Origin of the sequence: Sedimentisphaera salicampi (assembly GCF_002117005.1) — a bacterium.
Lineage (GTDB): Bacteria > Planctomycetota > Phycisphaerae > Sedimentisphaerales > Sedimentisphaeraceae > Sedimentisphaera > Sedimentisphaera salicampi.
Genome location: NZ_CP021023.1, coordinates 659,457 through 677,657 on the forward strand (window position 1 = coordinate 659,457; position 18,201 = coordinate 677,657).

Annotated in this window: 13 protein-coding genes, 1 tRNA gene and 1 pseudogene; 4 read left to right on the forward strand and 11 right to left on the reverse strand. The window is 47.1% G+C overall.

What is annotated here, in order from left to right; genetic code table 11:
• The first annotated feature begins 36 nt into the window (after positions 1 to 36).
• Genes atpG through STSP1_RS02555 form a run of 3 tightly spaced genes read left to right on the forward strand, consistent with a single transcriptional unit; the run spans position 37 to position 2,849 of the window.
• A complete protein-coding gene (atpG, locus tag STSP1_RS02545; RefSeq protein WP_085754851.1) occupies positions 37 to 930 on the forward strand; it encodes an ATP synthase F1 subunit gamma in 894 nt (297 codons plus the stop codon).
• 12 nt (positions 931 to 942) lie between these two features.
• Entirely contained in the window at positions 943 to 2,376 is a 1,434-nt protein-coding gene (gene atpD, locus STSP1_RS02550; RefSeq protein ID WP_085754852.1) for a F0F1 ATP synthase subunit beta, read from the forward strand.
• Complete coding sequence (locus STSP1_RS02555) at positions 2,376 to 2,849, forward strand: F0F1 ATP synthase subunit delta/epsilon (RefSeq protein ID WP_085754853.1); 474 nt, start codon at positions 2,376 to 2,378, stop codon at positions 2,847 to 2,849. Before atpD ends, STSP1_RS02555 begins: the two co-directional genes overlap by 1 nt.
• Before the next feature lie 60 nt (positions 2,850 to 2,909).
• Here the strand turns inward: STSP1_RS02555 and STSP1_RS02560 are convergent, their stop codons facing one another.
• The 6 genes and pseudogenes from STSP1_RS02560 to STSP1_RS02585 form a co-directional block, all read right to left on the reverse strand.
• Positions 2,910 to 3,482, reverse strand: coding sequence for a PEP-CTERM sorting domain-containing protein (locus STSP1_RS02560; protein ID WP_085754854.1), 573 nt, complete (start codon positions 3,480 to 3,482; stop codon positions 2,910 to 2,912).
• A gap of 15 nt (positions 3,483 to 3,497) precedes the next feature.
• Complete coding sequence (locus tag STSP1_RS02565) at positions 3,498 to 4,199, reverse strand: PEP-CTERM sorting domain-containing protein (protein ID WP_085754855.1); 702 nt, start codon at positions 4,197 to 4,199, stop codon at positions 3,498 to 3,500.
• Between the two features lie 157 nt (positions 4,200 to 4,356).
• Positions 4,357 to 6,627, reverse strand: a complete 2,271-nt coding sequence (locus tag STSP1_RS02570) for a LamG-like jellyroll fold domain-containing protein (protein ID WP_085754856.1) — start codon at positions 6,625 to 6,627, stop codon at positions 4,357 to 4,359.
• Between the two features lie 51 nt (positions 6,628 to 6,678).
• Positions 6,679 to 9,318, reverse strand: a complete 2,640-nt coding sequence (locus STSP1_RS02575) for a LamG-like jellyroll fold domain-containing protein (RefSeq protein WP_085754857.1) — start codon at positions 9,316 to 9,318, stop codon at positions 6,679 to 6,681.
• Positions 9,319 to 9,587: 269 nt separating this feature from the next.
• A pseudogene (locus STSP1_RS02580) lies at positions 9,588 to 10,295 on the reverse strand (IS30 family transposase); the annotation flags it as partial.
• 212 nt (positions 10,296 to 10,507) lie between these two features.
• The gene (locus STSP1_RS02585; RefSeq protein ID WP_085754859.1) at positions 10,508 to 12,079 is read right to left on the reverse strand and encodes a glycoside hydrolase family 32 protein; all 1,572 of its coding nucleotides are present in this window, start codon (positions 12,077 to 12,079) and stop codon (positions 10,508 to 10,510) included.
• 206 nt (positions 12,080 to 12,285) lie between these two features.
• Here STSP1_RS02585 and STSP1_RS12800 point away from each other — a divergent pair, with 206 nt between their 5' ends.
• Positions 12,286 to 12,432: a DUF4372 domain-containing protein gene (locus tag STSP1_RS12800; RefSeq protein ID WP_085754860.1), complete on the forward strand. Its 147-nt coding sequence runs from the start codon at positions 12,286 to 12,288 to the stop codon at positions 12,430 to 12,432.
• Here STSP1_RS12800 and STSP1_RS12375 read toward each other — a convergent pair.
• From STSP1_RS12375 to STSP1_RS02615, 5 genes are all read right to left on the reverse strand, one after another.
• Complete coding sequence (locus STSP1_RS12375; protein WP_123806958.1) at positions 12,372 to 12,653, reverse strand: hypothetical protein; 282 nt, start codon at positions 12,651 to 12,653, stop codon at positions 12,372 to 12,374. The two genes, STSP1_RS12800 and STSP1_RS12375, sit on opposite strands and share 61 nt — an antisense overlap.
• A 243-nt stretch (positions 12,654 to 12,896) precedes the next feature.
• Complete coding sequence (locus STSP1_RS02595; protein WP_085754861.1) at positions 12,897 to 14,141, reverse strand: tagaturonate epimerase family protein; 1,245 nt, start codon at positions 14,139 to 14,141, stop codon at positions 12,897 to 12,899.
• A 114-nt stretch (positions 14,142 to 14,255) separates the two neighbouring features.
• Positions 14,256 to 16,490 carry a GH92 family glycosyl hydrolase gene (locus tag STSP1_RS02600; RefSeq protein WP_085754862.1) on the reverse strand — a complete coding sequence of 745 codons (2,235 nt, stop codon included), beginning with the start codon at positions 16,488 to 16,490 and terminating at the stop codon, positions 14,256 to 14,258.
• 214 nt (positions 16,491 to 16,704) lie between these two features.
• Positions 16,705 to 17,601, reverse strand: coding sequence for a hypothetical protein (locus STSP1_RS02605; RefSeq protein WP_123806959.1), 897 nt, complete (start codon positions 17,599 to 17,601; stop codon positions 16,705 to 16,707).
• Between the two features lie 416 nt (positions 17,602 to 18,017).
• Positions 18,018 to 18,091, reverse strand: a tRNA-Arg gene (locus STSP1_RS02615).
• Between the last annotated feature and the right edge of the window lie 110 nt (positions 18,092 to 18,201).

Below are 18,201 nucleotides of genomic sequence, written 5' to 3' on the forward strand. Positions count from 1 at the left end.
AATCCGTGGGTCATAAAAGGGATATTAGACAAGTAAATGGCGAGTATAAGGCAAATACTACAAAGGAAACGAGCTGTAGCGAATATACGCAAGGTTACAAAGACCATGGAGATGATCTCAACCTCGCGTTACCGCCAGTATTTCGAAATGTGGCAGAGCGGGCAGAAGTTTTACAACTACCTCGCTGAGCTTGCCTACCTTATGCTCACAAGCGAGAAGAAAATCGAACATCCGCTTATGCAGGAAAACGAATCGGGGAACTTAGCGATCCTCGTTATCGGGGCAAACAGAGGCCTCTGCGGCGGCTTCAACAGCGCTCTGAACCATATGATTGAGGTGCATATCAAGCGTGCGAAGCGTTTGCGGAAGAAGCTTGTTGTATATGTATCCGGGAAGAAAGCTGCTGCGTTTCTCAGGCATAAGGGCGTTAAAGTGAAGAAGGAATTCTCCGATTTTGAGGAGATGCCCTCCGGCAGGCAGAGCGACGATATGGCTGATGAGTTTATGAATCTCTATATCAACGGCGAAATTGACTACTTCGGCATTGTACATACAAGATTCTTCTCGGTTGCGAGCCAAAAGCCGCAAACGCTGACAATACTTCCCGTTTCCGAGCTGATAGACGATTTAACAACTCGTTCAACAGTCATATGGCCGTGGTCTTGCGAGGCTGGGGAATTCGAGCTCGAACCAGACTTAAACCAGATGTTCGAGGGCATGGTTCAGATGATGCTGAGAACAGCAGTTTCAGGGTGCTTTGTGGATTCGGTGCTGAGCGAATATTTAGCGAGAGTGGTGGCGATGAAGAGCGCAACAGACAACGCAGAAGATATGATTCAAGCACTTAATTCTCAATACAACAGCGCACGACAGAATAAGATTACAACAGAACTAACCGATATAGTCAGCGGCGTTGAGGCGCTGGGCTAAATAATAACTTTAATGAGCACGAACGTTATGAATACAGGAAAAGTTACTCAGGTTATCGGAAGCACATTTGATGCTGAGTTTGATGTAAACCGCATCCCCGGGGTGTACAGCGCCCTTGAGGTGAATTTCGAATGCAATGACACAAAACACAAGCTGATAGGCGAAGTGCAGCAGCACCTCGGCGGCGGGAAAGTGCGTGCGATAGCCCTCGGCTCAACGCTAGGGCTCAAACGCGGCGAAGAGGTGATAGATACCGGCAAACCGGTTACTGTACCGGTGGGCGAAGAAACGCTAGGGAGGGTGTTTAATCTGCTCGGGGAGCCAGTGGACGGGTTAGAACCTTTAAAAAACGCCCAGCAGCATTCAATACACAGAAAGCCGCCGGAATTTACTGATCTCTCGGCCAAGAGCGAGATGTTCGAAACGGGGATTAAGGTGGTTGATCTGCTGTGCCCATTCGTTAAAGGCGGGAAAACCGGCCTTTTCGGCGGTGCAGGCGTTGGAAAAACCGTTCTCATACAGGAACTGATAGCCCGAATCGCCACAAAACACGGCGGATATTCGGTGTTCGCTGGTGTGGGCGAGAGGACCAGAGAGGGAAACGACCTCTGGCGTGAGATGAAGGAAACGAAGATCGGCAGCAGTGATAAGAGCGTACTTGATCAGACCTGCCTTGTATTCGGGCAGATGAATGAACCTCCCGGGGCGAGGCTGAGGGTGGCATTGAGCGCTATGACAATGGCAGAGAACCTATGCGAACTCGGCGGCGGGGATACTCTGCTTTTCATTGATAATATTTTCCGCTTCTCGCAGGCGGGTTCGGAGGTTTCGGCGCTGCTTGGGAGGATCCCCTCGGCGGTGGGCTATCAGCCGAACCTCGCCACGGAAATGGGACAGCTTCAGGAACGCATAGCCTCCACCTCAAACGGGGCTATCACATCCGTTCAGGCTGTTTATGTGCCTGCGGACGATCTGACAGACCCCGCCCCTTCCACCACATTCACCCACCTTGATTCATCAGTAGTGCTGAAAAGGGCGATTTCAGAGAAGGGAATTTACCCCGCTGTTGACCCGCTTGAGAGCTCTTCTCGAATTCTCGATGAGAATATAGTGGGCAAAGAGCATTACAAAACCGCTCAGAGGGTTCTTGAGATTCTTCAGAGATATAACGACCTGCAGGATATTATAGCAATCCTCGGTGTGGACGAGCTCAGCCGTGAGGATCAGCAGGTGGTTTCAAGAGCAAGAAGGCTCGAGAGATTCTTCTCCCAGCCGTTTATGGTTACAGTGCAGTTTACCGGCATGGAGGGTAAGTACGTTACCGCCCAGGAAACCGTGGAAAGCTGCAAACAGATATGCTCAGGCAAATGGGACCACCTCCCCGAGCAGGCATTTATGTATGTTGGTGATGTGGAAGATGCCGCAGAAAAGGCAAAGGGGATGTAATGGCGTCTCTCTCGAGATTCAAATGCGTTCTGCAAACGAGAAAAAGAACCCTGCTGGAATGTATGGCTAACTCTGTCGTTGTGCCGGGTGTTGAAGGACAGATGGGTATAATGCGTGGGCATTGCCCGATGCTCTGCGAGATAGGCCTTGGAATAATGACTGCCAAAGGGCTCTCGGATTTCGATTATAACCCGCTGGAAGACAGGCACTTCCTGCTTGACGGCGGATTCGTTCGCATTGCAGATAATAACGTGGCTGTAATAGCTTACGATGTAACAGGATTCGATGAGATCCCGATGGAGAAGGTGGATGAGATGGTTGAGAAGGCGAAAAATCTGCTTGAGGGTGATAAGTTTACCCAGCAGATAAGAAGCCATGAAATCAAAAAAGCCGAGATGATCCTCCGCCTTGCAGAGCTTGCAAAATACAGCTCCGACGGCTCAAATTCTGCACGTCAGCCCAATTCTCAATAATATAAAGCCAAAAAAAAGCGGCCGTAAAGCCGCTTTATTGGAAAAAGTGTTTTTTATTTTTTAAGATTTTCTTCTTCTTGCAAGCAATCCAATACCGCCTGCACCAAGCATAATCATACTGGCCGGCTCAGGAACTTCTTCAATCTTGATGTTGTCAACAGCAAAGTTTTTCCACCAGCCGCCATTGACATAAACTCCCATCTCATTGCCAACGACAGCATCGTTTTCAGTCCCAACGGTGGAAAAATCCAAAGTATACTCTGCCCCATTCCCATTAAGGGTTGCAGCAGCTGTGGCGATATCTGCGCCGCCGTTATCCACATCAGTAACTGAAATAGTTATGTCTTTACCATCACTGAACGAATCAACAAGGAAGATGGCCACATATTCAGTCTCATCTTGTATTAATTCGCCGGTACCGCGGGATAAATAACCAGTATTCCCGTTAGCACCCCACCAGCTGTTCAACTGAACTTTGGTATTGCCATCAATCAGGCCGACATTATCGGGGCTGCTTACTGTCCAGTCGTCCAAGCTCGACATATCGTCAGACCAGATCTCAATGTTTGCCGCAAAGCCGCACACCGAGGCAAGCAAAACGGCAACCAAAACCAATTTTAAATTTACATTCATTGTAAAACTCCTAATTTAATTATGTGTTTTTCTCCTTCTTGCAAGCAAGCCAATACCGCCTGCACCAAGCATAATCATACTTGCCGGCTCAGGGATCTCAGTAATCCTAACAGCATTGGCATTAGAATAGAACGCCCCTGCTCCGGAATCCACCGTAAACGCAGCAGAAATTTGGCCGTTCTGCTCCGGTGAAACAGCCTCCCATACAAGCCAGTCAGAATTATCGTAGGCCTGTTTGGAGCTCCAGCTTTCCAGCTCCTGCTGTGTTGCGCCGGAGTTGTAGTTGTCGTCCGCGTATTCTCCCTGCACGGTTATACCGGCAACAGAATACTGAGACACCCATGATGAAAGCACTTCCACCTGATACACCTTCTCGCTGTCGAGCCCGTCGAAATCTATCTGTGAGGAGCTGCTTATTGAATACACAAAATCCTCTGCTGCCGCCTGATCAACCCAGTCAATGGTGCTGTCGTTCCAGCCGCCGGCCTGCTTATAATCGAAGTCGTCTGCTGAAACAGAAACTCCTGTGTTGAGCTCTGTGTTGAAATCTATAAGCCCTGCTCCGGCCTCAAGCTGTGCGAGGCTTAGAGTGTTCCAGCCCGCTTCGGACGGATCTGCTGAGCTGTTGCCTAAATCAACCCTGAGCTCAATCTGAGCAAATGCCGGCATACAAACAAGCGAGGCCAGTATAACAACTGTAATAAATTTGTTTCTCATTTCATCTTTCCTTTACTTTAATAACTCTCTCCATCCGGCTTAATACCCGAATGCCTCAAAATGCCTAATTTTACTTTACCATAAAAATCTGTAAAACCAAATAAAAATTAAGGCGGGGCCGAGATTTCAGCCCCGCATTGAATTTTAGATTATTCGGTTATTCGCAGTCTTCAACCGGTATAAGGTTGCAGAGCTGCCAATCCATAGCCATCATGGCGTAGTCTTCCAGATTCACCTGACAGTCCTCGTTGAAGTCCATCGGGCCAACAGGACCGAGGCAGATTGTCTCGCCCGGCTTGGCCTCAGTGTACACCTGAGCTACTTCCACAACGTCTAAGGCGTTGTGGTAGATCTTGAGATCATCAAGCTTACCGGTAAACAGAGATGCAGGTTCGCCATCATTGATTGCAGCACCTATGAAGAAGTTAGACTCTGAAGGGTCGGCATAGCTGTCGCTCACCTGAGCCTTATTCTCAATCTGGCCGTCAACATAAACAGCAATCTGATTCTTAACAGCATCGTACGACCATGCAACAAAGTGCCATTCGCCGTCGTTCACAGCGGTTTCAGCTGTAATCTCGCCGTAATCTCTGACTGCTGTTACCGGCACATCTGAACCGTTCAAAGAGCATACCCAGCCCTTCCAAGGCTCGCCTTCAACTCTATCCTGCTTCTGGAAAATCGCGCTCCAGTTGCCCGGGAGCTTATTAACCCAAGCGGTAACTGTGTAGCCGAATCTGAACAGATTATCATCTGAAGTTCCGCCAACAGTAAGGAAGTTGTACAGCGGGTTCTCAGGGTCAGAGAAGTCCGGCTCGAACTTATATGCCTGTCCGTCGAAGCCGTCAACAAACTGAGGAGCGCCGCCGCCGAACGGGGCTGCTGTAACGCTTTCAATCTCATCTGTTGTAGAGCCGTCAAACTTCCAGTGGTAGGCCAGCTCGCCTGCAGGCTCGGTGCCTGTAACGAATTTGTTGAGCCTGCCTTTAACCACAGAGGCATCTGACATAACGCTGTCCACTCTCCAGAAGTAAACAGTATTATCTTCGAGGGTAACAGAGCTGATGTCAAGGCTTGTAGAGCCCATAACGTTGTTCTGATAGGTAGATGAGCCTGATCCGCTGTCTGTTGCAACCGCCATCTTGTCAGTTCCGAGGTAAACCTCATAGCTGATAACGTTTGCGCTCTGAGAAGAGGTGTCAACAGTAACTGCCTCACCGCCTGCGCCAACCGGCGATACTGCCGGAGCGTTAGACCACTGAACCGTGGTCATAGCAGTGCTTACATATTTCTGTTCGTCGTAAGGCGAAACAGCCTGAGCAACTGCCGGCTCTTTGCCGCTGAGTACGTAGAAATCGTCGCTCCTGCCTTCTGCGCTTTCGGGGTAGTATGCAAAGTAAACATCATCTCCAGCGGCCCCTGCTGAGATGTCGCCGTCAACGATATCGCCAACTACATCAGTGTAGTCGTCTGTAAGCTCAGCATCGTAGCTTGGATATTCTTCGCTGTCGTAGCCGAAGCGGTCTGCATAGATAATCCCTTCGCCAAGCGAGGTGGTGAAGGTGCTGCTCTCGCCTGCCTCATCATACCTGAAGATGCTCGCATCTATAACGCCGCTCAGAAGATCAAGAGTGCAGTCGCCGCCGCTTGTAACCTTAAAAGTATCGGACCCGAGAAGATAGGCTCCGTCAACAACAGCATCTACATTTGCGTCGTTAGGGGCAAGCTGAAAGTCGTATGCCTCGGTTAGCCCGCCTGTAAAATTAGCAACGCCTGTCCTGCCGTCGCCATCCCATTGTTTTATCCAGAACGAGCCCTGAACATCCATATGTCCGCCGCTGATATCGGTTGTCATAACGCCGGACTGACCATAGAAATCCCCATTCACTTCCAGCTCTCCGCCGGTCATTGTAAACAAAGTAGTGGAATTCCCCCAAGCAGCAGACCTTACGCTGCCGTTGAAGAATGAATACCCACCGTTAATCTCGAGGAAATTTCCAGAGCTGTTTCCATGCGGGTTTACTTGAAAGACATAGCCATCCAACGGATTTGTGCCCATAAAGTTCACATCGCCGCCGTTTACTCTGAGACCATTGTGCTGTTCATTCCACCATTTGCCGGCCCAGCCGTGCTCTTTAATGGTAAGAGATGCCCCGCTCTCAACAGTAGCAACCCAGTCGCCGCCGCCGTTACCGAGCATAATTCTTTGCCCAACAGCATCCACGCCGTCCTCAATAATGATGTTAACAGGGGCATTATTGGTAATCCAAAGATTGCTATTGATTGTCGGCAAAGTGCCGCCCCAGTTGTTGGGGTCGTTCCATAGAGCCTCGCGGTTCTCATCGGTATTATCGCCTGTCCAGCCAAGAGCAAACGCTCCGGCAGCAACAAACCCTAAGGCAAGTATCATTAATGCATATTTTTTCATAATTTATGCTCCATTATTTAATTATCAAATCACTAAAACTCTAACCGCAGCTTATTCGCACAGCGGTACGAGGTTACATCTCATCCAGTCCGCAGCAAATACAGCCAGATCGCTCAGACCGACTTTGCAGTCGTCGTCGAAGTCGTATTCGAGCTGCTCTGTACAGATATTTCCGCCTTCGATATCCACATACATCTGGGCTATCTCTTCCCTGCTCTTCGGATAGTTCCAAGCCTGGAATTCATCGAGGGCACCGAAGAACTCGCTCGTGTATTCTCTGTCGAATTCATCATTGGAATTCAGGTGTATCTCCTGCCCAAGCACAAACGGAATTGGATGGGTCTCGGTGTATTCATCAGCCGGCTCAGTATCTGTGCTGACCAGCTCTCCGTTAACATATAGGTACGCGTGTTTCACCGGTTCGCTTTCAGGATCCTCAGGATCGTCTGCGTAGGGATCGCCGTCAAACACAAAGGTTACCATATGCCAGTTATCGTAGAGATCATCAATGTCTGCAAAAGTCCATGCTGAAGTATCTCTCCTCTGATGGTATAACTCGAAACTATTGATTTGATTAACAAGACCGAATCTTCCTGAACCTTCGCCTTCGCCGTCGAATCTCCATTCTTTGGCAAAAATTGTCTGCCACCAGCCGGTTACATCCTGCTCATACGGCACAACAGAATCAGCCTTAACCCAGTAGTTAATGGTATAGCCGTATTTGTAGAAGTTCAGGTCGTTGCTGTCTGCAAGCTCGAGGGCGTTGTAAACAAACTGCGGATTGTTCGGGTCGCCGGCCGTGTCAACTCTCTGGAAGTCGTATGCCTGACCAACTTTACCAGTATCGTAAGCTGCGCTTCCTGTTTCGCCTTCATTGCCGTTTACGAATGCATCGTATCCGCTTGCAAGCTCTGAAAGGCTTCCCTCAAATGGGAGGTCAAGAACCTGACGCTTCACAGTAAGCATTGCCTCCTGAGAAACAGTTCCCGCTGCGTTTGTAACCTCGCACTTGTAAACTGCTTCATCTGCCAAACTAACTGCCGGCAGAGACAGAGTTGCTGAGGTTTCGCCTGTAAGCTCTGCGCCGTCTTTATACCACTGATATGTCTCAGGGGATATAGAATCCACGGCAACGCTGAACTCCACATTTGTTCCCGCGTCAACCCATACGTCTTCAAGCTCTTCGCCTTCAACGAAAGACGGGAAGCTCTTCTCTGTTTCGAATGAGTAGATCTTGCTCGGGATAACCTCGCCTGTGCTGAGTGTTTCATCAACTCTCCAGTAGTAGGTTTTGTCTCTCTCGACAACGCCGTCAAGCGAATAGCTTGTTGTAGAGGCGGGGAAAGTTCCCTGCACGATTCCAGTATCAACCTCGCCTACAGAAGCATCGTTCGGCTCGCAGGCTGCAAGCTTCCCGAAAGATTCTGAGAGGTAGAGCGTATGATTTGTGATGTCTGGGTTTGCTGAAGCGTAGGAAGCTGTGATCATAGAGCCGTCTGTAGAGGGTGCTCCGATATCGCGTCCTGTCTGCCAAGTGAGCGTGCCGTCGATTGAAACGCCTGTCTGCCCGTCTTCGACTGTATCGGGAAGGGCGAAGCTCGGCTCTACAACTGAAACCGCATGGAAGCCGTCTTCGGCGCCTGCTGATGTTTCAGGATACTCCACATAGTAAACATCGCTCACGCCGTCTGATGCAGAGATGTAGCCCTCTGTAATGCAGCTGTCAAGAATGAGTTTCTGAGACTCAGTAAGAGCATCAATAACCATAAAACCTTCGCCGATATTGAAGGTGTTCTGGCTGGAATTAATAAGATCAATTCCGCCCTTAGACCATAGCATACCGCCATTCAAGTTAGCAACTGATGTCCCATAGTTTGTAGTGAGCAATTCGCCTTCGGAAATAATGTAGCCGCTGTTTAAGTTTACTGTGGAAGCGCCGTTTCCGCCGAATTCAACAGGGCTGCCCTGAATAAGGCCGTATGTAACATCGACTGTCGCAGGGGAATTTGTGCCCTGATCGTCAAATGTGAACCTGCCGCCTGATGTGACGTAGCCGTAATTCAATGCAATTGAGGCGTTGCTCTCTTCGCAGTAAATCGCACCTTCTGCATCAATATAGCCGTTGGTTACCGACAACGTCGATACATCAAGATCCAATGACTCCTTGAGGTTCTGAGCGTCATTACCGAGGATAATTCCGCCGCCGTTGAGGATTTCGAGTGAACCGCCGTCGATAACTAAATCGTTATCCCAGCTGCCGCCTTTGTTCGGCTCGGGAACACGGAGACCGTAGGTATCACCGTTCGCATTGTTGATAGTTACCTCGCCTCCGAAGATCTTGAGGTCGTGGTTGGTGTGGTTGCCGGCATTGTCGCCCCATCGACCAAGCCAGCTATACTTGTCTATAGTAAGGGTGCCGCCTTCATAAACGATAACCTCTTCATTGCTGTTTCCACCGTTAGACATGTAAAGGTGATTACAAACCGCATCAACGCCATCTCTAACGTGGATGGTGGTCTGGTTATCATCGCCGACATTGTACCAAATATTGGTGCCGATATCCGGAACTGTGCCGCTGCCCCATGTTAGAGGGTCGTCCCACTCGAGATTTCCGGGGCCGTTTACACTGTCCGCCCAAGCCGGGCCAGCTGCAAACATGGCCATGAGTAGTACAAATAAATACTTTTTCATAAAAAACTCCTTAAAATTAAAAATAAATCTTAAAACTGATTCCTAATACCGCATTGGAACCAACTTAAAAAAGCCATTTAGCGAGTATCTCAACCCGCAAAAATACTATCAATCCCTATTTTCAAATACAGTCATAGGTTAATATCTTAAGGAGTGCTATTTTTCACTCCTAAGAAGAAAAAAATTAAAATTTTTTGGATTTTTTTCGCATACAGCGAAAAAATCAGGCCATAATTGCTACTTAGAATATAATCTGAAGCGCAACATTTTCATCCGCTCGAGAGCATCTCATTTGGTGTCCGATAGTTTAAGCATTTCCTTGGCCTATTATTGATTAAGGAGACGGCTTTGTCAATTTCTGCTTTGCTTACTTTCTTAAAATCAGTACCTTTTGGGAAAAACTGACGCAGCAGTCCGTTGGTATTTTCGTTCGTACCACGCTGATATGAGCAGTACGGATCAGCAAAGTAGCAGCATAGACCAACCATTCTTTCGATCTCCTTAAATCCGCCAAATTCCTTGCCGTTATCAACCGTTAGCGTCTTTCGTTTGAACTTAGGAATTTTCCTGAATATTCTCTTGGTAGTAACGTTCATACTGGCTGCACTCTTGTCGTCCATTTTACCGACCAGCAGGTAGCGGGTTTTCCGCTCTACATGGGTGGCAACAAACGAACCGTGCCCCTTGCCGCTTACGGTATCACCTTCCCAGTCGCCAATGCGGCTGCGTTTATCAACAACTGCCGGACGTTCACTGATCGGAGCTCTCTCCGGTATCCGGCCACGTTTGTCGCTGCTGCCGTGATTATTTACTCTCTCTATAACTCCCATTCCCAGATCATAAGAAGCATAAGAATTCGATACTGCAAGGGGGAAGGATGCTTTTAGAAGCGTCCCTGATGTTCTCCAGTCAATAACATTTTCAACATTTACCTGCCCATCAGAGCTGCTGCAATCCAAAGATACCTTTTGTATGAAAGTGGAAACATCTTTGTCTCCATAGGTTCTGGTAATCTGCAAGGCGGCACTCGTACACAATCCATGCATGCCTGGTCTCAGATTCCAGAGCAATTGAATTTTTTGTTCGGCACCTGAAATGACAATCGCATCAAATCCAAACAGAAATCCTGCCATCGCTGCTGTAATCGACCATACAAACAAGCCTCTGCGTTTCATGCCTTTTCCCTTTTTTAGCCCCACATGGATCTCATCGTCCAGGCCTCCAAGCCTTTCAGCGTAGCCTCTGTCCCCTCGCCAAACGCGAATAGCTCGATCCGGTCAGCTGGAACAAAGCATTTATGCGTAACCGCCACTCCGTTACAGTAAACCTCAAGGATACCCCGGTCAACAAAAACATGCAAGTCGACCGGATCTTTAGGATTCAAAAAATGAGTATTGGCACGTCCTTCGATTCCGAAGCGATTACCGGAATCAGCCCATATCCTCATTCCTTCCTTCTCAGCATTTGCACGGACAATCAGACCGCAACGCGTAGAAGCTTGCCTGTCAAAAGAGGCGATAATCTCCAAGGCATCACCCCGGATTGATTGCAAATGTACAGCCTTGTCCACAAGTAAAAACTGTTTTTCAATCTTCTTATTCCCATAACGCAGGCACTGTAACTCCGGGATCGGATCTTGCCAAAGGCGGTTATCTTTAATCGAAATCACGCGTGGGATCGAATGTGCGGATTCCCAATAGGGTACACCGTCAACCGATGGTGGTTTGCCGATTTTTGCCCAGCCATGCATGATACGACGTTCCGATCCGTTGGGTCCCTTGTCATCAACCATCTGCGGATTGAATGAGTAATAGTGGCCCGTATCCACATCACGCCTCGGTGTCTCAGGTGTAAATTCCATGTTTTCTGCATCATAGTGACCGATCCAGTACGGATTACCGGCGCCAACCATGAAGACATATCTGCCACCAAGCGGCACCAGGTACGGCAGTTCCCAGTAATCACCATGCTTGATAGACGGCGCGATGTTTTTCTGGAGCGTCCAGTTTGCTAAATCCTTAGATTTCCATAGCCATGCCGCCCCCTGTCTTGGTTCCTCATTTGTGCAGCCTCCGATGAGTTGGCACCATGTATCGCCCTCTTTCCAGACCTGTGCATCCCAGTGAACCGGTGAGTGTTTATTAGGGCGCTGATCGTTGTGCATGACCATCTTCTTTTTGAATGTCACACCACCATCGTCGCTCCACGTGAGCATACCATAAGTTTCTCTTTTACCACAATTGCCTGTGTATAAACCATAGATTTTACCCTTATGGATTAACGTATTTCCAGAATAAATGCCATTGTAATCATATTGCGTGTCTGGCCATAAAGCCACCGGCCAATCTTCCCAGTAAACCAGATCATCGCTGACAGCATGTCCCCAGCAGCGTTTGCTGCGCTTCCAGTGGCCCCTCTCATCCAGAACCTGCGGGTCAAACTGATAAAACAGATGATATTTCCCTTTATGATAAATGGGACCATTCGGGTCGTTGATCCAACTCTCCGGCCCGGTAAAATGGTAAATGGGACGATATGGATCGTTTTTCAGAAACCATTGCCGCAAAGACCTTGCAGCGTATGAATAGATTTTAACATCTTTTGTTTTGATAATCTTACGATATGTCAAAACAGCATCAGACGCTGATTCCATGCCAAACAAAACCGAATCCATACTGTTGAATCCATAAGCTGCAGTAATACCACCTAAACCTGCCATTTTTACAAAATCGCGTCGTGACAAATTTTTATTAATATTCATTGACTTGTATCCTTAAAAAATTAATCACAGCCATCCCATAGAAGAACAAAATATAAGATGTTTCTTTAAAATTAACGGGGTATGAGTTACACTAATTTCAACAAACTAAGTAAAAATTAGGAGTAACTCATGACACCCGCTAAGCATCAATATACAGTTCTCAAGCAGATATGCCAACATATTCCTACTAATCTTGTTTCAAAAAATTGTCTCGGTCTTTCGGTATTGACAAGCAATCACGAACATTTTCGTGCTGGTCTCACATTGTATCTATGCTTCATGTCCAGATTGCTCACAGCCTCTCGCTGAACGACGTTGCCGACACATTGCTGTTTCCACCGTTAGACATATAAAGGTGATTACAAACCGCATCAACGCCGTCTCTAACATGAATGGTAGTCAGGTTATCATCGCTGACATTGTACCAGATTTCGGTGGTGATATCCGGAACAGTGCCGCTGCCCCAAGTTAGAGGGTCGTCCCACTCCAGATTTCCGGGGCCGTTTACACTGTCCGCCCAAGCCGGGCCAGCCGCAAACATGGCCATGAGTAGTACAAATAAATACTTTTTCATAAAAAACTCCTTAAAATTAAAAATAAATCTTAAAACTGATTCCTAATACCGCATTGGAACCAACTTAAAAAAGCCATTTAGCGAGTATCTCAACCCGCAAAAAATACTTTCAATCCCTATTTTCAAATACAGAAATAGGTTAATATCTTAAGGAGGGCTATTTTTCACACCTAAGAAGAAAAAAATAAAATTTTTTGGATTTTTTTCGCATACAGCGAAAAAATCAGGCCATAATTGCTATAATCAGCCAAACAGCGGAAGAATATGGCGATTATATATGTTGTTCGTAACATTTCTGGAAATGCAGTTTTCGTATTGATCCAGCGCAAGAGTATATTCTTCTCCCATTTCAGCAGCAATCTTATAGCCAACATGCAGCAATTGACGCATATCTGGATTGAAACCCTTCGAATCGGGCTCATGGCGGATAGCATCAGCGAATTTATCCGAGCTCCAGCGTTGAATCTCTTCTGCGGTAGGCAGGCGTTCTTTGCTTATATCGATAACAGACCAGTATGGGGCAGTTAGCTCATCAAATCTCTCCAGAGACTCCTTATAAATGCGTTTTGCAATTTCAAGGCCGCCTCCGCCGGCTTCAGCAAGGCCAATAAGCTCTTCAAGCCAAGTTGTGCCGGCAGTTTTAACGTGAACGCCAGCATTAAATTTCTTCAATGCCTTATTGATTGGTTTGTAAATCGAAAATTTATCACTGCCGGAATGAACGCTGAGCTTGATATCTTTCGGCAGGCCAAATTCCTCAGCCGCAAACTGAACTACGGCTATATCCTGATTGAATTCTTTCTCAAAGTCTGAGGCATCTCCCACGTAGTCAACTCCCTTGTTGAAGCGTCCGGTAAATTTCGGGGCTATCGTTTGCGCAGGGATGCCCTCTTGAGAAATCATAAGCATTATGAAAAACAGCTCTGCGGGGGTTTGAGGGGATTTGGTTTCATCCATAGAAACCTCGGTGATAAAGCTGTCTCTGCCCTTGGCCTTCTCTATTGTGCGATAGATTTTCCCAGCCTCTTTTACCGCGTAGAGATACTTATCTGCAATTGCTTCTATATCTTGCGGCGTAATCTGATATTCTTCTTCGAGCATAGGGATTGTCAGTTTGCCGGCATACTCAAAGGCGATTTCGGTGAATTTCTCCTTTGCCTGCTTTTGCGGGGCCGCTCCGATATAGTCGCCAATGTCGAGCGTGAAGAAGTCGCTGCATCCGATAAACTCCGATACGCTGCCCATATTGATATGGTCTGCATCCACGTGATAAGCCCCCTGCCAGCCGAGAGATTCTACGCTTTTATCCGCCTCAAGCCTTACATCCTCAGGGCGGCTGCCGATTGCCTTGTGTTCACGGTGCGATTTATTCCACACCGGCACAATATCAATCCCCGCCTCTTTTGCCTGCATAACTGCTTTGAGCTGCCATTTACCCTGACAGCCAAAGCGGTCTCCAACACCGAATGAGTATTTCCCTAATTCCATTTTTGAGCCTTGTTTATTAAGCAATTTTCATTATAAAACAAACATATTTCAAGCAGATAATTTTATACTTAAAATAACATTATGAACAGCAAAAAATTCATCTAAAACAGAAAATCAGCGGTTTTTATACCCGTGCGAATCGGTCATCTCGAAAACGAGCCTCCGGCTATTCATAATTTGCGAATATGTGATATACGGTTTGTTTATAGTTTTGCCGTCGAGAGTAATTGAGCGAACATATTTATTTTCATCGCTGAGGTTCCTTGCAATTATCTCAAAAGTTTTTGGGCGGCCATTATGAGTAAGGTGCAGCTTGAATCTTGGAAATTGCGGAGCACCGAATGTGAAATGGTCTGTACCGGGCGAAACAGGATAAAAACCCATAACGCTGAATATATACCACGCAGACATCTGGCCGCAGTCATCATTGCCGTTGATTCCGAGGGGCACATTGCGATAATTCTCCTCAGAAGTGTGTTTGCGAACAAGCTGCTGAGTCTTCCATGGTTTGCCGCAGTAATTGAACAGATAAATGTAATGATGGCCGGGCTCGTTATCGTGGCGATAATGGCCGTCTTCAAAGTTTTTGGTGAGCAAAGCTGCAAACTTCTCATCGCCGCCCATCATTTCTATCATACCTTCTATATCATGCATCGCCCCAAATCGATACGTCCACGGGGAGCCCTCTGTGAAGCCCCAGTTGGGATGACCAGCCCATTCGCCATTGAAAAGCCGAGGGGCTAAAAAACCAGTTTCGGGGTTGTACAGATTTTTGTAGTTACTGCTTCGCCGCATCAGGCGGCGATACTCATCATTTTTTCCAAGTTCCCCGGCCATCTGAGCTGCGCAGAAATCTCCATAACTGAATTCGACTGTGCGCGAAACAGATTCCTGAGTTCGGTCGAAGGGTACATAGCCGAGCGAATTATAATAAGATGACCCGCCGCGAGCCTCGTAATGCGGAATCTCTTCTCGGTCGCCCCACCCCCGCTTGGTGTCGCAATCGGGAGGCTGGAAGGCATTTTTACGAATTGCCTGATAAGCTTTATGAACATCATACGAGCGGAATCCCTTAATATAGGCATCAGCAATAACTGAATCTGCATGCGTGCCTATCATTATGTTTGTGTATGTGGGGTTGGGCCATTTCGGTATCCAGCCGCCCTGTTCGTACATCTGCACTAGAGACTGTATCATCGGGTTCACTCGCTCGGGCTGGATGAAATGAAAAAGCGGATGCACTGCGCGAAACGTATCCCAAAGCGAGAAATCATTGTAAGAAACGCCTTTGTGTATTTTGTCATCAAATGCGCTGTAGTACCGACCGTATTCGGAAAACTCCCGCGGAAACAGCATCGTATGGAACATTGCAGTATAGAAGATTTCTTTCTGCTCCTCGCTCACTCCGCCAACCTCAATACGGCTCAAATTATCCTGCCACAGCTTGCGAGTGCTTTGGGAGAGCTTGTCGAAATTCCAATGGGGCACCTCATTTTCAAGATTTTGGCGTGCCTGCTCTAAACTTATAAATGACGTTGCAATACGAGCGTTCACCTGTTCTTTTTCGGAAGTTGGGAAAGTAATATAGGCCCCCATACAAGATCCCCGCTCTTCGGCTGATCCCTCATTGATCTGGCCTTCTGTCCAAGTTCCATAAGTTTCAAACGGTTTGTCAAACTGAATAACAAACCAGCCTTTGAAGTTTTTCAGAGTTCGGACAAGGTGGGAACATTTCTGATCTGGGTTGTAACCTACAATTTCCTTTTTGTCGGGGCTGATATTAACATAACCCTTAAAGGGTTTGTCTTTTTCGGCATTTATAGCCTGAATAACCAAATGAGACTTGTCTGAACGGGGAAAGGTAAACCTAAAAAGAGCGCAGCGGGAAGCAGCGGCAATTTCGCCTTTTATAACCTTGCCGGCCTTTTGCATTTCAACAGAATAACGATACGGCGATGACTGCTCATTCTCATGGGAAAATGAAAGAGCCCGCCTGTCCTGCTGGACCTCCAGATCTCCGATTTGCGGCATAACAGATACGTATCCATAATCGCCCATCCAAACAGTAGGCTGATGGGTTGCCAAAAAGCCGATAATCTTATCATCCTCGTAAACGTAAGGCATACGGCCAATGCGGTTTTGGCAGGTCTGGGGGACGAAGTTGGTCATGGCGAAGGGAGCATTCACGCAGGGCATTGTCCCGCCGCCTTCAAGGCCATCTTCAAAGCCGGCAAATGGGGTGCCAATGAGCGGGTTAACGCAGTCAACAGCCTGTCTGCCGCCTTGTACATCTGAGGCAAAAAACGCCGCCGCAGATAAAAGAAATAATACAAACTTACGCTTTACCATATTTTAACCTTTAACCTTTGAAAAACCGCATTTATTCTTATAAGCTTTGCAAATCCAACGGCCGTTTACTCTCTAACCTTTTCGGCACAATCTTTTTGAAAATATAGCTATTGGATGCACGCAAAACACCTTAAAAAATGGAACCTTTAGTTTGCCCTTTAGAGAGATGGCAATTCCTGAATACAGTCTGCAGCGGAACCTCCGCCACTGGATTTTATTGCTTCGAGGCATCTATTTCTTTACGCTCCATAATATTCTCAGCCTTTGGGAAAGTGAAGGCGGGCTCTTTGTGAAGCAAAGTTTCTCCAAAATCGAGCATCGTATTGTTGCCAAGCTTTGTTATCTTCAAGGGCTTTATGAAGAGATTTGCTATCGCTCCCTTAATCCAACCGAACAGGCCGGCAGATTTGTTTTTCTCAGAGACAGATGCTATTGTTATGCCCATTTTGGGGGTCTTGTCAGTTTTCTCAAAACTGAGCGTATTAACTCTGGCAACTATCTCATTTTTGCGGTTTTGATATTTGTATTTGCCGCCCTCAGGTACAACATCATAAAGACCAATTGTTACGGGGCTCTTCTTCCCCCTGTTATTGAACCTCAAATTTACCTCAGTAACAGCAGGGCCAGTGCCGGTTATTCTCCCCTTAGCCTCAATAGTGCCAAAACCATTTCCTTCAAGCTTGATATAATCCAAGATTTTTTCGAGGTTTTTGCCTTTTTTGAGCCCGTCTGAATTCTCTGCTATCATCTCGGAAGGTTCAAATGTGTTCATATGAAAGCCGCTGCCTGAAATTTCAAATCCGCTGGTAACATGAAAAGAATTCGAATTTTTCTTTATCTCACGCGAGATTATATCCACCTGCTGCTCATTGCCGGCGCTGGATATATTATCAACAGGCGTAGGCGATATCAGCGGGACAAAATACATAAAAGAGGCTATCGGGTTATCTATCGGTTTATTGCTGTAGCTCATTTTCAAGGTGGGGCCGGCGGGCTTTTCTGAGGGCTGGCCGCCTTGGGGGGAAGCCTCGCTGCCGGGATTGCTTTCTGCGGCACGGAGATTTGAAACGGACTTATCAAAGACGGCCGCAAACGGCAATAAGCAAATCAATGCCGCCGAAAAAAGGACGAATGAACGGTTCGTTCTAAAGAACAAACCCGAATATATAGAAGGTAATTTCATAAATTACTCCCCCTTCGAAAAATAGATACTTGGCAAATCAAAGACATTTCATTTTAAAAGCAAAGGCTTAGAAGCCCTTCTTTACAATGCAGGGTTATTATAACATACTGCTGCTATGATTTTAACCGTAAATTATTTTTTATTAAATCGTCCGCAAGCAAGCCTTATACAGGTTCAAATCAGTAATTCCTTGAGCCGATGCGCATTCCGCAGATTTCCACGCAGTTTCTCCGCCCGAAAACGTCTTTCGGCGGCACAGTGCGAACGGTAAAAAGCGAATGCAGCGAATATTCAGAAAAGCCGAAACGGCTTTTTGCAGCCGTTGAGAGAGGATGAAAGCGAACCGTCCCCGGCAGGATTCGAACCTGCAACCTTTGGCTCCGGAGGCCAACGCTCTATCCAATTGAGCCACGGGGACATTGAAATTCGGGTGAACATATATTTATATGAAAGCCTCGCCGGCTGTCAAAGCAAATTGACTGCATAGAATAGCAAAAAACAAAAAAGTTGTCATTTTGTTATAAAAAT

Excerpts from the sequence above, each read along its gene's own strand:
- STSP1_RS02570 (WP_085754856.1), bottom strand. The coding sequence starts at position 6,627 with ATGAAAAAATATGCATTAATGATACTTGCCTTAGGGTTTGTTGCTGCC.
- STSP1_RS02575 (WP_085754857.1), bottom strand. The coding sequence starts at position 9,318 with ATGAAAAAGTATTTATTTGTACTACTCATGGCCATGTTTGCAGCTGGC.
- STSP1_RS02600 (WP_085754862.1), bottom strand. The coding sequence starts at position 16,490 with ATGGTAAAGCGTAAGTTTGTATTATTTCTTTTATCTGCGGCGGCGTTT.
- STSP1_RS02555 (WP_085754853.1), top strand. The coding sequence starts at position 2,376 with ATGGCGTCTCTCTCGAGATTCAAATGCGTTCTGCAAACGAGAAAAAGA.
- STSP1_RS02560 (WP_085754854.1), bottom strand. The coding sequence starts at position 3,482 with ATGAATGTAAATTTAAAATTGGTTTTGGTTGCCGTTTTGCTTGCCTCG.
- atpG (WP_085754851.1), top strand. The coding sequence starts at position 37 with ATGGCGAGTATAAGGCAAATACTACAAAGGAAACGAGCTGTAGCGAAT.
- STSP1_RS02595 (WP_085754861.1), bottom strand. The coding sequence starts at position 14,141 with ATGGAATTAGGGAAATACTCATTCGGTGTTGGAGACCGCTTTGGCTGT.
- STSP1_RS02565 (WP_085754855.1), bottom strand. The coding sequence starts at position 4,199 with ATGAGAAACAAATTTATTACAGTTGTTATACTGGCCTCGCTTGTTTGT.
- atpD (WP_085754852.1), top strand. The coding sequence starts at position 943 with ATGAGCACGAACGTTATGAATACAGGAAAAGTTACTCAGGTTATCGGA.
- STSP1_RS02585 (WP_085754859.1), bottom strand. The coding sequence starts at position 12,079 with ATGAATATTAATAAAAATTTGTCACGACGCGATTTTGTAAAAATGGCA.
- STSP1_RS12375 (WP_123806958.1), bottom strand. The coding sequence starts at position 12,653 with ATGAAAAAGTATTTATTTGTACTACTCATGGCCATGTTTGCGGCTGGC.